Genomic DNA, 15428 nt, shown 5'->3' with positions numbered 1-15428 from the left:
AGGAAAAGCAATGAACAACGTAACTATCGACGGCTTCAACCTGTCTGCCGAAGACGTGCTGGCCGTGGCGCGCGACGGCGCTAAAGTCGAACTGTCCGCCACCTCGCGCGCCGCGCTGAAGGAAAGCCGCGACTACATCGAATCCACCTGGATGCACGACGAAGCGCCGATGATGTACAGCTTCAATACCGGCGTCGGCCTGCTGAAAGACACCCGCATCGCAGTCGAGCACATCGAGCTGTTCCAGACGCAGCTGATCAAAGCCCACAGCGGCGGCATCGGCGAGCCGTTTTCGGAAGAAGTGAGCCGCGCCACCATGCTGTTGCGCGCCAACGCCTTCGCCAGCAACTACTCGGCGCCGCGCGTCGAAGTGGTGGACCGCCTGCTGGCCTTCATCAACGCCGGCATCCACCCGATCATGCCGCAGAAGGGGTCTGTCGGCGCCTCCGGCGACCTGGCGCCGCTGGCCTACCTGGCTGCGGCCATCGCTGGCTTCGACGAGGCGGAAGTGATGTACAAGGGCCAGCGCATGGCGGCTTCCGAGGCGATTATGCGCGCCGAAGTCGGCCCGGTGAAGTTCGACCTGAAGGCCAAAGATGCATCGGCCCTGATCAACGGCTGCACCGCATCGCTGGCCGTGGCCGTGCTGGCTGCCAAGGACGCACGCGACCTGCTGACCGACGCCTGCCTGTCCCTCGGCCTGACGCTGGAAGCCATGCGTGCGGAGATGTCGGCTTTCGACCCCCGCATCCAGCAAGCGCGCCCGCATCCGGGGCAGGTCAAGACCGCCTCCGTCGTGCGCAAGCTGCTGAAAGGTTCTACCCGCACCACCCATGAAGCGCGTGCGGTGCAATTTCCGGACGAACTGCGGCGAACCGACATCCCCTATACCCCGCGTATCCAGGACGTGTACTCGTTGCGCTGCACGCCGCAAGTCTATGGTCCCGTGTTCGATGCGCTGGACTACATTGACACCATCGTAAGGAACGAGATCAATTCCGCCACCGATAATCCGCTGATCTTTGGCAAGGATGGTGGCGGCTTCGAGATCATCTCGGGCGGTAACTTCCACGGCCAGTACCTGGCGCAGGCGATGGATTTGCTGGCCATGGCGATCACGGATCTTGGCAGCATCTGCGAGCGCCGCGTGGCACGGCTAATCGACCCGACGCTGTCATGGGGCCTGCCACGCAACCTGATGTCCGGTTTGCGTGGCGTGAACACTGGCTACCCGGTGGTGCAATGTTCCCTCAGCTCCCTCGTAATGGAGAATCGCACGCTGTCGATGCCGGGCAGCGTGGACTCGATTCCCTCGAAAGCCAACAGTGAAGACCACATCTCCAACTCCACCTGGTGCGCGCGCAAGGCACACACCGTGGTGCAGAACACGCAGTACATTGTGGGCGTGGAGTTGCTGCTGGCGGCACAGGCGCTGAGCATGACCGAGCATTTGCTGCCAGGCTTCAGGCTGGGCGAGGGCACGCAGGCTGCCTACGACGAAATCCGCAAGCAGATCCCGGCCTGCCTGGACGGCGACCGCTGGTTCCATAACGACATCCAGGTCGCACACAGCTTTGTCACCAGCCGCTCGGTGCAGCAAGCAGTGGCCGCGAAGGTCGGCGCATTCGTCTGACGTTTCGCAGTTCCCCGGAAAACGGCCCGCATGGGCCGTTTTTTGTGCCGCGCTTCGAAAACAATGGAGTAGATCTGAATGACAAAGCTGAAGTTGTTGTTAAAGATGGTGGCAAGCTTTCTTGCGTTGCTCCTCCTGCTGATCGCATTCGTGTTCTTTATAAATCGCGAAGACAAACCCCCGTCCGAGTCCGTCATTAAATTGCAAGGCATTGAAACTGCCACTACGCCCGTCGGTGATCGTGACAATGCCTACGTGTATGTAATGGGCTTCTCCGCACCGGACAATTCAGACGTGATGTCGGAAGGCGTCGACCGCGTCGAGCAGATGCGCAAGTCAATGGGAACGTCTGTGGCGACCGGCTTCCGCGAAATGCCTGGCGAGAAACAGGGTCGACGCGAGCCTGCCCAGTTGATTGAACGCTACGAACACCTGCTGGAATTCAAACAGTGGCGCGAAGTCTTGCCGGGTGACGCGCGCTTGCAGGGTGCCGCATTCAATCAGGTCCTTGAGGCTCAGCGCCTGATGTATCTCAGGGCCTTGTCGCAGGAGGTCAAAGCGGATGCAGGCGATTGCAAACGCATGTTGGAAGAGGACTATCGGTTCTGGCGGATGGTCCTGGCCGAAAGTATCAGCGCTAACGTCAAAATGCTTGCAGCGCGCAGCATTGAACTGCATTTCGAAATGGGCAATCTTGTCGTCCGCCGTTTCCCGGCGACGCTGACGATGACGGCGATTCCTGAGGGCTGGCGGGAACCCTTCTCCAACCGCGAACGGTCACTGGCGAAGATCATGGCCCACGAGTGGACATCTTCCGACTTGCGGCCCGACGACGAACGCTCCGGGAACGTGTTGGCAATGCTGTTCGGAAGTTTCCTATACCAGCCGCAAGCGACAAGCAATGCCAACGCCGATCGTATGCTTCGTGTGGTCGAACTGTATGACCGCGACTACGCGGCGATTCCGCAGGCGGCTGCCACTTTCCTGGCGTCCTATGGGAATGAGAAGAAGGCCGCAGCCGACATTGGCGTCTACAACCCTGTTGGCAGGATCCTGCTCAATATGCAAGGTATGGATGCGTACACCACGTATGGATTCCGGGTCGTCAATCTGGAAGGAATGCGCAGGGTAGCGCTGCTGGCTGCTCAACTCCGAAGCAGCGGCGCCAACGGCAATAAGGTGGCTGAAGGAGTGCGAACAAGCGAACTGCGCGACCCTTACGATGGCGAGGAATTCGCCTGGGATCCGGAACACAGTTCCCTCTTGTTCAGTCGAACGCTCGAGGGAAAGCCGGATTTCAAGATCCTCTATTAAGGTGATATGCTGCTGCCATAAAGATTTCCCGCAATCCGACCCGCCAAGGCATCCGTCTCCACTGACATCTGCTGCGTCTTGCAGCTATCTATAATCCGGTTGGAAGTATTCTCGTCGACCTGATGGATGTGAAGACCTTCGTGCCTTATGGCTTCAGGATAGCGGACTTGGAGGGCGGGCGCAGGCTGGCGCCGTTAGCCGCCCAAATGCGAGGACAAAATGTGGACCTTGAAGAGATCACAGGCAAGTTGGGCAGGGCTGGCCTGCGCGATCCTTACGATGGCAGCGCATTCTCCTGGAATTCAAAAGAAAGCAGCTACGTGTTTCGCCGGACGCTGTCGGGGAAGCCTGATTTGAAACTCGCCTATCGAAGATGCTTAATTGACTGCATGCCACTGGCCGTCATCCCACCATTCGACGGCCAGGATGGTCTTTACCTCATAAGCTTCATCATCGTCGCGATAAATATCAAGTCCGAGGGAGCGCGCGAGCGCGGTGTCAAAACGTCGGAATGCCTGCAGTACTTGTGCGCTTACTGATTGGGGATAGACCTCGAAACAAACCAGGCGCTCACGCTCGTCGATGGCAATCAATTGCCGGGCAACGACGCGGCCAGAGGCGTCTCGAGCGTAAACCACCTGCTTGTTTGCGTCGACCAGGCAAGCCACCGAAGAATACTGGCAAACTCCGCCGAGTCCCAGGCAGCTGCCCACATAGCTGCCCAGCATCAGGATTTCCAGTGGGTCCGTTTCTATTGCGAGCTTGATAGCACCATTCTCCGTGGATTCATGGAGTTTATTGGTACTCCATATCGCAGCGTCAACGCGCTGATGGCGAACGTACCATTCCCGATTCAGCGGATGATCCAGGTAAGCATGGATGCCGCCATCGGCGTAGCCCTGAAGAAAGCGCCGCAGGGCCTTCTTGTTGCCCCCATCAATGCTGGCGTGCAGCCGAACCGCATGACTCGCGGCTGTCGAATGATCACGCAGGTTGAACGGGCCGTCGATCTGCCGCCAGGCCATGGCCTCCAGCGCCGCGAGTTGAACGGACGGCAAGCGAGCAATGGTGACGCGGCAATGGCGGGCAAGTTGCGCCTCATTGAGATGAGCCGTTCCCATGAGGTGCGCGCGCAGGCGGCGTGGCAACGGGCTGTCCAACCCATACTCAGCACAAAGCGCAAGGATGCTTTTGCAAGTGGCGAGGGCGGGCATTGCCGCCCACTCGGTGGCAAACCACGGCGTGCGCGCCGCCTGGGCAAAAAAACGCCGGCGTGAGTGGTATTCAAGACAGCCAATCAAGGCGACGGACTGCATCAAGGGCTTCGGCGCAAACCTCAAAGCGTGCAGGGCAAAATCCGGCATCGCCTCCGTCAATCCATAGAGCCCATGCCGAATCAGCGTTGCGACATTGTCGCGGCGGCAGGCGCGCTCGATCGTAAGCCAGATATCGTCGCCTGTTTCGGCAAACTGGTGCAACCTGGCGCCGCGCAGGTGAACGGCCATTGACGACAAAGCGCCGTTGCCTGTGGCCTTGGCCGGGAACCGGGGGCCGCAGAGCCGAACTTGCAGTGGCAAGACAATTGGCCAACTGCTTTCCAAGGTGGCCGGATCGTCCCAGCCGCAGACATAGTCAACTTGCATTGCGGCGAAGCGGTCGCGCCGGTCCGGAGGTAAAGCGAGCATTTGCTGATGGAGTGCTGGAAACATGGCAAGGCGAACCCGCCATTGAGCGGCGAACAGCTCCGGGTTGTCGAAGTCCCACTCCGTAACCGTAAATAGCGACAGCCAGCGATTGGCCTCCTGGCTGCTCAAAACTTCCCAATGGGTTTCCGTAAGCACGCGGGCAAAGCCGGGCTGCGTTGCGCAGCTTTTCCACGCGCTCCGTGCCCAATGCATGCCATCCTCGCCAAGAGTGGCCAACATGCGCTCAATGTCTGCGACCGGAACTTCATCTGCATGAACCGCGACGCGAAGGTATATGGAATCGGGGTTTCTGTCCCGGGCAGGCAGTTGGCAACCAATCAGGGTGTAAGCCGCGCTCACTCCACGCGAGAGGTTGTCGAGCATGGTATCGAGGTAGATCCGGAAATGCGCATCATCTTTACTGAGTGTATTCACGGCGCTGAGCTGCTCGGCACTCAATTGGGAGGCCGGCAAGCGATAGGCCTTATGCTGGAGAAGATACTGGAGGAAAGCGGCCTGTCTTGGCTTTGGCAAGTTCAGTGACAATTCAGCCCAGCCATGGGCCGCACTATCCAAAGCGCACAGGCGCGCCAGAATGGACAGGAGTTCTCCATGCGACGGCGCGCCTAGTGCACGCCATAACCTCAACCAGGCGAGGCTCTTCTCAGCGGACTCCTTGCGCAATACCCATAGAAAATGGCGTCTGAAAACGACGGGCGTACTTCCGCTCCATCCCTGCAGGCCTGTTAGTTGCGAAACTGTCGGTTGGCCATTTTCGAACAGGCTGGATGGCAAGGCTTGGCCATCTTGTCCTAATGCTGGCCGTCTGACGAAGTCGTGTCGCGAAAAGAATCCATCCAGCAGGCGGTCATCCGACATCCAGACATGCAAGTCCAGGTCGATCTGCGCCGGCTTCGGTGGTTGGAATTTTGTGCCGCGGAATGCCCGCGGATGGGCCGCTGTGGCGATCGGCTTCGCGCGCGGCATGACCTGTTGCGGCATTGCGGCGGGCGCAGATTCCTGGACCTCTGAAAGAGTCGCCCAGAAAACTCGCCAAAACGCGGGCCACACAGGTCCAATATCGCGGGCATTGCCAAGCGTCCGCCAGTCTTCCAGTAGCAGGGCTTTGCCGTGCAGTACAGCACTGCTTACTTCGTCCAAGCGGTGATCGACAACGGTGGGAATTTCCCCATCGCTGGGCGTGCCACTCACCCAGGCACGAATGCCATCGCGATGCCGAATCAGGCTTATTAAGATTGGTGTGAGCAATTTAAAATAATCTATATTTTCTCGACGGTGAGTTGTCCTGACATGATATCCGATGCGGGCCCTTCCTTCAGTGCTGGTGAGACTTGTCCGTTTTAGTGTCTGGCATGGTGACGTTGACAGTCTGGCTTGTCAGGATTTTATGATTGGGGTCGGCCAATTCGAGCAGGATCTTGTGCGTCCCGGGAGTCAGCCCGACCAGGATGACCGGATCGCCGCTGGTGTGCGCCCACGTGCCGTGCCAATCGTCGACCGTGACGTGCATGTGGCCCAGGTGCGGAGACACATCAACGGCCTTTGGGCCGAAAACCGGCATGATGCGCAGGTTCTCGGTGCGGAACTGGAGGATCACAACGCCCCTTGCAAGCGCCTCTGGCTGCGGTGGGTAAACAACCAGCCTGGCTGCTGCCTCGGAGGCGACGGGAATGACTGGCGGCGGTTGATCCACCTGTGCCAGGGCGCTTGCGGAAAGTACTGCGCCAGTGATGGCGCCAATCGCAATGCAGTACAGGTTTGGCATGACTTTTCCTTTCAAGGATAAGTTAATGTCTGCTGTGGGCCGCGACAATTCGATAGATTACACCTCCAGAAGGTCTATACAATCCCCAGAACCGAAAACCGAGGAGGCACGCATGAATATGCGCTTAAAGACGGCGGCATTGCCGCTTATCCTGGCGCTGGCCAGCGTAGCAAGTGCACAGGCGGCCACTGCCCCAGGCAAGCAGTTCATCAAGGTCCAGCTGGACGCAAGCGCCAGCCAGGCCAGCAATGGCCGCCTGCTGGTATTTGCCAGGGACGCCAAGTCCGCCGAATCGGAAGCGTTTGAGAAATCCAAGCAAAAATCCAGTGAAGTGACCATGGTGGACGCGGATCCTTTCGCCGCGACTGCAACCGCGGTGACGGCACGTGAGATCAGCCGCATCCAGCCCGGCCAAAGCGTGGATATCGATGGAGACGACCTTGCATTCCCCACGCCATACTCGCAGCTTCCCCCCGGCGATTATTACGTCCAGGCCGTGTTGGACGTGGATCACAGCTACAACTACACCGGCCGCGGCACGGGTGACTGGGTCAGCGATGTCGTCAAATTGCACCTGCCAGCTGCAGTTGCGCCAACGCTCCGCTTGATCAAGACCTTGCCTGCGAACGATCCGTGGAAGCGCGAATCTGCGTCGGATAGCGAACGCGCTGCATTGGAAGCGGTGCGTCCGAATGCTCAGTCGATTGATTTCACAAGTCCGGGCCTGAGTGCATTCTGGGGCCGCCCAATAAAGATGGATGGGTGGGTGTTGACGCCGCCAGGCTACGACGCCAAGGGAAAAGCGAGCTATCCAACGGTCTATTTCACGCATGGCTTTGGCGGCAACGCGCCGCGCCTGGTGCCATTGCTGGCGGAACTTTACGCGGCTATGGCCAGTGGCAAAATGGCACCCATGATCTGGGTGCTGCTGGATGAATCCAGCCCAACCGGGACCCACGAATTCGCCGACTCGGTCAACAACGGCCCGTGGGGCCAGGCCTTGACCGCCGAACTGATTCCCCACCTGGAGAAGAACTTCCGCATGGATGCCAAGGCCAGTGGCCGTTTCCTGAACGGCCATTCATCGGGCGGTTGGGCAACGCTCTGGCTGCAGACGCGCTATCCCCAACTGTTTGGCGGCACCTGGTCGACGTCGCCGGACCCGTCTGACTTCCGCGATTTCACCGGCGTCGATCTTTATGCGCCGCAGGCCAATGTCTTCCGCAAGGCTGATGGCAGTGCTTATCCATTGGTGCGCGACCACGACAAGGTGCTGGGAACTTTCGAGGAGTTCGCGAAGCTGGAGCGCGTGCTGGGCGCCTATGGGGGCCAACTCGCCTCGATGGAGTGGGTCTTCTCTCCGCGTAGCCAGGCCGGCGGCCCGCAGCAGATGTTTGACCGCGATACGGGGAGTGTTGACCCGGCTGTCGTCGCCTATTGGCGCGAGAATTTCGACATTGCCCACCGCATGAAGCGCGACTGGCCTGCGCTGAAATCCGACCTGGATGGAAAAATCCACCTGTTCGTAGGCACCGCAGATACCTTCTACCTGGATGGCTCCGCGCAAAAGCTCCAGGCAGTAATGGAGGGGCTGAACGCTAAAACAGATTTCCGGTTCATCCTGAACAAAACTCATTTTGACCTCTACCAGCAGGGCGGGAACAAGATGGCGTTGCTGGATCAGATCAGCTGGGAGATGTACGCGGTGGCGCGGCCAAAGTCCGTCTTGACGCCTGCCTCGAAATAATCGCGATATGAACAGACCATTCCACTTGGTAGTCGCACTTTCGGCCGTGATCCTGTGCTCGTTCGCGCCGTCCCATTGCACTGCTGCGCTTCCCGTGTGCGGAAGTATTGAGCCTGAAGGGAAGCATGTAGCACTGGCGTCAATGCGGATCAAGACCCCGGTCTATTTCATGCGCCGCGAAGGGCAGTTTCTCAAGGCAGACTTGACCAATCAGAGCAGCAAGCACCTGGCTGAACATGGATTCGGGAATGGCGTGAGCATGACGCAGTCTGCGAATGGCCGTTGGATAAGCTATTTGGGAGTGCGTGCTGGCGGCACTAGAATGCAGTATTGGCTGTTTGACCGGCAGACCGATTCCATTCGCCTGGTCTACGAGCATCCCACTTTTGGAGCACGTGCCCCTTCGTTCTCACCTGACAGCAAATACCTCGTCATCGGTGTATCGACAGATCCGCGCCGGCCAGACGCTGAAGGTGGACTCTTCCTTTTCGATGCTGCGACATTGCGGCGGACAAAGTTAAAACTGCCGGTTTCGATTCCGGAAAAGGAGATAGGGACTTCGACCATGTGGTCGGAAGACGGTTCTGAGTTGTTGATCCTGGTGCGCAGCATGCTTCATAACGGATATGAAGTCCCTATCGAGTACCTCTCTTATCGGCCTGCGTCGAAATCATTGGAAAAGGTCGCAGGCAGGTTCGAATCGCAAAGCGCGCGCCGTGCGTTCTTGCGAAACGGTAAGGAGATTCCCCTTTTCGAAGATTTGCTTCCTCGCTCTGCGCGCGCGCCAAAGTCGGAAGACTCCCCGGGAGGAACGTGGCACGCGTTTGTCGAAAACAAGGCTGGTTCAGAACAGTATGTGCTCAAGATTCGAAACCGAAATGGCATGACCAAGACGGTTGCCGGCATAGGCGTCGCCTATTGCGGACACATGCTCATATCCGGGTGGCTGGATGAAGACCATCTCGTCATCAGGCATCGCTTCGATCAACACCTCGTATATGAAGCGAGCAGCGGCAAGATGGCGGAGCTTCCAGGGGAGTTGAAAACGTCCGAGAGCTTTACCTGGTAGCGTGCGGGCCGCGCTTATTTTGTACCGGGCGAGCTGCCTTTCGCGCAATCGTACGCGCCTGATTTTATCGCCCCACTAGAATTATCGCTTTTATAACTTTGTGAGAGTTGGTATGAAACTTGGAATGCAAAAAGCAGTGGCTGCGAGCGTCGTAATGATGGTGATGGCCGGCGCCTACGCGCAGGAAGACGCTGTTGGCGAGGTAGAAGTGACCGATAAACTGATCAGCGTCAGTGGTAGCGGGCATCAGCGCACATTCCCATGCGACGGCCGCAAGCTGGAAGTCGTCGGCTCTGGCCACATTGTGACGACTACCGGGGTTTGCGGAGCGGTCGAGATTCTGGGAGTTGGCAATACCGTGACTGTCGAAGTAAAGCCCAAAGGCCGCCTGGAAATCACCGGAACAGACCATACGGTGCGCTGGAAATCGGAAGGCAAGATTGCGCAATCCGTTACTGGGACGGGGCACAGCGTTACCCGCATCAAGTAACCAGGTCTGAGTTCCGGCGATTGGCTGCGAATTAGCGCGCGACTTTGCGCGAGTTCGTCGCCAGCGCCAGGTCGGCGGCCAGTCGATTATGGCGTTCGATCGTCAATGGCAAGTCAATGGTTTGCAGGATGCTGTCCTTCACCACGACTTTGCCGTTGATGATGCTGTAGCTGACGTTTGCCGGCGTGCAGAAAACCAGCGCCGCGACTGGATCATGCAAGGCGCCGGCAAAGCCGATCTGGTCCAGCTTGAACGTGACGATGTCGGCGGACATGCCGGGCTTGAGTGCACCGATGTCGTCGCGGTTCAGTACTTTTGCGCCGCCTAGCGTTGCCAGCTCCAGCGCCTGGCGTGCTGTCATCGCGTCTGGACCAAAGCCGACACGCTGCAGCAGCATGGCCTGCCGCACTTCGCCCAGCATGTGGGCACCATCATTGGACGCGGAGCCGTCAACGCCCAGGCCGACCGGAACGCCTGCGTCGACCATCTTGCGGACTGGCGCAATGCCAGATGCCAGTCGCATGTTCGAGCAAGGGCAGTGTGCGACACCTGTGCCGGTACGCGCGAACATGTAGACGCCGTCCTCATCGAGCTGCACGCAGTGGGCGTGCCACACGTCGTGGCCCACCCAGTCGCAGTCCTCTGCGTATTCAGCTGGCGTCATATTGAACTTCTCGCGGCTGTAGGCGATGTCGTTGACGTTCTCCGCCAGGTGGGTGTGCAACGATACGCCATGGCTGCGTGCGAGTGCGGCAGCTTCTTTCATCAGGTCGCGCGAGACGGAGAATGGAGAGCAGGGCGCGACGACGATGCGCTGCATGGCGTGGCGTTCTGCGTCGTGATATGTCTCGATCAGGCGCTGGGTGTCGCGCAGGATCGCTTTTTCATCTTCAACCACGCAGTCCGGCGGCAGGCCGCCTTTCGACTGGCCAACACTCATGGAGCCCCGGGCAGCGTGGAAGCGCATGCCGATCTTGCTTGCGGCTTCGATGCTGTCGTCGAGCCTGCAATCGTTCGGGTAGATGTACAGGTGGTCGCTGCTGGTGGTGCAGCCGGAGAGGATCAGTTCAGACATGGCTGTCAGCGTCGACACGTGCACCATCTCTGCATCCAGGTTGGCCCAGATCGGGTACAGGTTGGTCAGCCAGTTGAATAATTCGCCGTTCTGCGCGGTGGGGATGACGCGCGTCAGGCTTTGGTACATGTGATGGTGGGTGTTGACCAAACCTGGCATCACCACGTGGCCGGCAGCGTCAATGACTTCGTCGGCCGATTGGGGCAGCTCGGCCGTCGGCCCGACTTGTTCAATGACGTTGTCGCGCACGAAGATGGCGCCGTTGTCAATCTCGCGGCGCTGTTCGTCCATCGTGACAACCACGCGCGCATTTTTGATCAGGAGAGTTTTGCTCATTCAGTTCTTCTCGAAATGATTAAACACTGCGGAAACAATGCGCGCGGCAATGCGGAAACAATGTCAGGGAAAGGATCGGTCCTGTTACCTGCAAGTGCAGGACCGGGGAAGTTTAGCCGACTTTTGGAATCAGCATAGGCTGCGGCACATCGTCTTCCTCATCCTCGTCGTGTTCGGCGACCGGGCGATCCGGCAGCACCAGGTTCAGCACCACGGCGACAATGGCAGCGGTGGAGATGCCCGAGCCGAAGATTTCGTGCACGAAGGCCGGCAGTTTGGCTAGCAGTTCCGGACGGACCGATACGGCCAGGCCGCAGCCCACGGATACCGCGATCAGCAGGCCGGTACGCTTATCGTGTTCGACGTTGGACAGCATCTGTACCCCGGCCGCAATGATCATCGCGAACATCATCAGGCCCGCACCGCCCAGCACTGGTTGCGGAATCGTTACGACAATCGCGCCAAGTACCGGGAACAGGCCGGCAGCCGCCAGGAACACTCCGGTCAGCGCCACCACGTAGCGGCTTGCCACGCCAGTCAGCGAAATAACGCCAACGTTTTGCGCAAAGGTCGAAACCGGCGGCGCGCCCAGTACCGATACGAAGGCCGAACCCAGGCCGTCGCACAGCACGCCCCGGCACAGCAACTTGCCTTTCATCTTGGTGTTGGTGGCGGAGCCCAGCGCCATGAAGGTGCCGGTGGTTTCCACGATGGTCACCACGTACGCCAGTGCCATGGCCAGGATGCCGCTGGGTGGGAAAGTCATGCCGAAGTACAGCGGCTGCGGAAGGGCGAACACCGAGGCCTTCTGCACGGCCACGAAATTCACCAGGCCCATTCCCAGGCAAACGCAATAACCGATCGCAATGCCAATCACCACGGCGGAGGCGGAGATGATGCCTTTGCCGAATTGGACCAGTGCGATCACGGTGGCCAGTACGAACAGTGCGATGCCAAGATTCATCGGGTCACCATAGTTCGCACCTGCGTTCTTGCCGCCGGCTGACCAGTCGACTGCAACGGGGACCAGCGAAAGGCCGATCATGGTCACGACCACCGCCGTCACCTGGTGCGGGAACAGCTTGCGGATCTGGGGCATGAAGAAGCTGCCAAGGATCATGATTGCGGAGCCGGCCAGCGATGAACCAAGGATGCCGGGTACGCCATGTTCCAGGCCGACGCTGATGGCGGCGCCGACGAAGGCGAAACTGGTGCCCATTACGCAGGGCAGGCGGATGCCGACGCGGCCCACGCCGATACATTGGATGGTGGTGACGATGCCTGAACCCAGCAGGGCGGCGTTAACCAGTGCTACTACCTGGTCGGCGGGCAGTTTCAGGACTGCGCCGACTACCAGGGGAACGGCGATGATGCCGCCCAGGGCCGCCAGCATGTGCTGGGCTGCCAGCAGGGCGGTAGTAATTGGTGGTGGACGGTCGTCCACCTGGTATAGCAGGTTGTTCATGGTGTCTCCGTTACAGGATTTTGTCTGAACTACTTTTTCCGGTGCTATCCGGCATGCCGCGGCGGGTCAGGTCAGGGGCGGCTTATCGGCCGCGCCCCTGCATGAATTTAAAAATGGTATTCCGCGCGGATCATCGGCGTTTTTGCCGTGCTGCCGGGGATATTATGCGGATTACCGAATTTGTTGCGCCAGTATTGGTATTCCAGGCCGACTTTGAAGGTGTTCGGCTTGGCGCCCAGGTGGCCGCTCAGGTCATACATCACCTGCGCGTCGATGTTCACCTCCGGCGAAGTCTGGCCGCCGAATTCATCCTCGCCTTTGCTGCCGATCCAGTTGGCATAGCCCTCGAAGCTGAAACCGGAACCGAGCGGGATGCCCCAGGCGGCATTCAGCATGGCGTGCGTGTCGTATTTGTAGCGCTTGGCGATGCCTAGCGGCTGGTTGCTTTCCCACATGCCGAGCAGGCTCACATTCAGGAAACCCGGCACGTCCAGCATCAGGGTAGGGCCGGCCACGATCATGCGCTTGCGTGAGTTGTAGCTGTCGTCGTTCTTGGTATTCCAGTCGAAGCCCGCCGTGATGCCAACGCCGCGTACCGGGCCGAATTTGAAATCCCTGCCGCTTACTTTGCCCAGGTCCAGGGTGTGACGGTACAACAGGTAGGCTTCGTGCGCGTTGTTGTCTTTGCCGTCGGAACGCAGGAAGTCAAGATTCATGTAGTTGCCGCCGAATTTGTAGCCGTCGACGTAGGTCCAGTTCAGGATCTGCTTGTTGATGTCGTTCGGGTTGTACGGCTCTGCGAACTTGCTGCCGTAGCGATAGCCGACGGAGGTGTCGCTCCAGTCGGCGGCGTTGGCTTGCTGTGTGCCCATTGTGAGGGCCAGGACAGCGATGGTGCCGGCTGCCGCTACGCGTAATGCTTGCTGCATGGTGTCTCCTGTATTTTTTGATATGGAGTCCCGATTATGTCCGTGCACGTCATGGTTGATATTCACCACCGTGTATATATCGCAATGGCCTGCCGTATATGATTTTCTTCATTCACAAGAGGAGACCATATGGGCAAACTGAGTACACACGTCCTGGATATCACGCAGGGCAAACCTGGCGCGGGCGTAAAAGTTGAACTTTTCCGTGTTGAGGGCAACACAAAAGTGTTGTTGAAGACCGACACCACCAACCAGGACGGGCGCTGTGAAGCGCCTTTGCTGACTGGGGGCGAGGTCGTGGCGGGAAAATACGAGCTGGTTTTTGCTGCCGGCGACTACTTTGCTGCGCAAGGCGTGGCGCTGCCGGAGCCGCGCTTTGTCGATGAAGTGGTCATCGCTTTCGGCATTGCCGACGCTGATGCGAACTACCACGTGCCAATCGTGGTGTCGCCCTGGGCATATTCGACATACCGCGGCAGCTAGGAAGGCGTCATGACTACTTTGAAAGCTTTTCGCGCCAGCATCCTTCATTTCACGGCTGATCCGGCATTCCACACCGGCGCACATGCGTGGCATGAGGATGGCCTGCTGGTGATTAACGACGGCCACGTGCTTGCGGCCGGCGATTACGCGCTGCTGAAGGATACGCTGCCGCCGGATACGCAGGTGCGCGATTACCGCGGCAAGATCATCATGCCGGGCTTTATCGACACCCATATCCACTACCCTCAGACGGACATGATTGCCTCGCCGGCGCCTGGCCTGCTGCCTTGGCTCGATACCTATACTTTCCCCACCGAGCGCCAGTTCAATGATCCGGCGCATGCGGGTGAAGTAGCCGACTTCTTCGTCAGGGAACTACTGCGCTGCGGTACTACCACGGCAATGGTGTACTGCACCGTGCACCCGGAATCGGTGGATGCCTTCTTCGATGCAGCAGAGGCGCGCAACCTGCGCATGGCGGCGGGTAAGGTGATGATGGATCGCCATTGTCCCGGCTTCCTGCAGGATACGGCGGAAACCGGTGCGCGTGAGAGTGAGGAACTGATTCACCGCTGGCATAACAAGGGCCGCAATATGTACGCCCTCACGCCGCGCTTCGCACCGACTTCCACCGAAGAGCAGATGCATATGTGCGGTGAATTGGCGCGCGCCTATCCCGACACCTATGTACAGACGCACGTGGCGGAAAATACGGACGAGGTGGCGTGGGTGAAGTCCTTGTTCCCGGAAGCGCGCAGCTACCTGGACGTGTACGATAAATACGGCCTGCTGCGCCCGCGCTCCATGTACGCGCACTGCATCTGGCTGGACAACGAAGACCGTGCACGCATGGCTGCCACCGGCGCTGCCGTGTCGATGTGCGCCACTTCCAACCTGTTCCTGGGCAGCGGGCTGTTCGATTTCGCGGCGGCGGACCTGCATAAGGTTGCACTGTCCCTGGCGACCGACGTCGGCGGCGGCACGTCGTTCTCCATGCTGCAGACCATGAATGAGACCTATAAAGTCGCGCGTATGGGCGGCACCTATCTGCCGGCGCTGCGCATGTTCTACATGGCGACGCTGGGCGGCGCGCGCAGCATGCAGCTGGAAGGCAAGGTGGGCAATTTCACGGCCGGTGCCGAAGCGGATTTCATCCTGCTCGATCCGAAGGCGACGCCATTACTGGAGCGCCGCACCACGCGCTGCGACAGCCTCGATGAGCTGATGTTTGCCCTGGCCTTGCTGGGCGATGACCGCGCTATCGCGGCGACCTATGCGGCCGGCGTGCAAGTACATCAGCGCGGTGAGTGACAGAACGAAGCCCTTGACGTGAGTGAATCGGGTCGGACCCTTGGGTCACCCTGCATTGCCGGGGGTATGCACATCGGAACCCGGTAAACCTGGGTCAGACCCAAG

At 59.2% G+C, this 15428-nt stretch carries 12 protein-coding genes; 7 read left to right on the top strand and 5 right to left on the bottom strand.

All coding sequences use genetic code 11. The annotated features are described in order from the left end of the window. The first annotated feature begins 10 nt into the window (after positions 1-10). Together hutH and ASE26_RS22545 are read left to right on the top strand one after the other, a co-directional pair. The gene (gene hutH, locus ASE26_RS22550) at positions 11-1633 is read left to right on the top strand and encodes a histidine ammonia-lyase (protein WP_055924512.1); all 1623 of its coding nucleotides are present in this window, start codon (positions 11-13) and stop codon (positions 1631-1633) included. A gap of 78 nt (positions 1634-1711) precedes the next feature. Continuing rightward, positions 1712-2947 (top strand): hypothetical protein, encoded by a 1236-nt coding sequence (locus tag ASE26_RS22545; protein ID WP_055924509.1) that lies wholly within the window; start codon positions 1712-1714, stop codon positions 2945-2947. Positions 2948-3324: 377 nt separating this feature from the next. On the opposite strand, the gene ASE26_RS22540 is transcribed toward ASE26_RS22545, so the two are convergent. After that, positions 3325-5793, bottom strand: coding sequence for a hypothetical protein (locus ASE26_RS22540; RefSeq protein ID WP_156409995.1), 2469 nt, complete (start codon positions 5791-5793; stop codon positions 3325-3327). 175 nt (positions 5794-5968) lie between these two features. Then, positions 5969-6418, bottom strand: a complete 450-nt coding sequence (locus ASE26_RS22535) for a DUF6130 family protein (protein WP_055924503.1) — start codon at positions 6416-6418, stop codon at positions 5969-5971. Here ASE26_RS22535 and ASE26_RS22530 point away from each other — a divergent pair. The 3 genes from ASE26_RS22530 to ASE26_RS22520 all read left to right on the top strand — a co-directional run bounded on the left by ASE26_RS22530 (position 6417) and on the right by ASE26_RS22520 (position 9724). Further along, positions 6417-8165, top strand: coding sequence for an esterase family protein (locus ASE26_RS22530; protein WP_200953742.1), 1749 nt, complete (start codon positions 6417-6419; stop codon positions 8163-8165). The genes ASE26_RS22535 and ASE26_RS22530 overlap by 2 nt on opposite strands. 142 nt (positions 8166-8307) lie before the next feature. Then, a complete protein-coding gene (locus tag ASE26_RS22525) occupies positions 8308-9234 on the top strand; it encodes a hypothetical protein (RefSeq protein ID WP_055924500.1) in 927 nt (308 codons plus the stop codon). 124 nt (positions 9235-9358) lie between these two features. Next, positions 9359-9724 (top strand): DUF3060 domain-containing protein, encoded by a 366-nt coding sequence (locus ASE26_RS22520; protein WP_055924496.1) that lies wholly within the window; start codon positions 9359-9361, stop codon positions 9722-9724. Positions 9725-9755: 31 nt separating this feature from the next. Here ASE26_RS22520 and ASE26_RS22515 read toward each other — a convergent pair whose 3' ends face one another. The 3 genes from ASE26_RS22515 to ASE26_RS22505 form a co-directional block, all read right to left on the bottom strand. Next, positions 9756-11135: an 8-oxoguanine deaminase gene (locus ASE26_RS22515; RefSeq protein WP_055924493.1), complete on the bottom strand. Its 1380-nt coding sequence runs from the start codon at positions 11133-11135 to the stop codon at positions 9756-9758. Between the two features lie 112 nt (positions 11136-11247). After that, on the bottom strand, positions 11248-12600 hold the full coding sequence (locus tag ASE26_RS22510) for a uracil-xanthine permease family protein (protein WP_057246982.1): 1353 nt from the start codon (positions 12598-12600) through the stop codon (positions 11248-11250). Positions 12601-12707: 107 nt separating this feature from the next. Then, positions 12708-13529 carry a hypothetical protein gene (locus ASE26_RS22505; protein ID WP_057246981.1) on the bottom strand — a complete coding sequence of 274 codons (822 nt, stop codon included), beginning with the start codon at positions 13527-13529 and terminating at the stop codon, positions 12708-12710. 129 nt (positions 13530-13658) lie between these two features. Between ASE26_RS22505 and uraH the strand changes: the two genes are divergently transcribed. Both uraH and guaD read left to right on the top strand, forming a co-directional pair. Further along, on the top strand, positions 13659-14012 hold the full coding sequence (uraH, locus tag ASE26_RS22500; protein WP_055924484.1) for a hydroxyisourate hydrolase: 354 nt from the start codon (positions 13659-13661) through the stop codon (positions 14010-14012). 9 nt (positions 14013-14021) lie between these two features. Next, on the top strand, positions 14022-15323 hold the full coding sequence (gene guaD / locus ASE26_RS22495; protein ID WP_057246980.1) for a guanine deaminase: 1302 nt from the start codon (positions 14022-14024) through the stop codon (positions 15321-15323). Positions 15324-15428: the final 105 nt, after the last annotated feature.

Source organism: Duganella sp. Root198D2, assembly GCF_001428585.1.
Lineage (GTDB): Bacteria > Pseudomonadota > Gammaproteobacteria > Burkholderiales > Burkholderiaceae_D > Rugamonas.
Note: the sequence above shows the minus strand (reverse complement) of the source record. Positions and strands in the feature narration are given on the sequence as shown.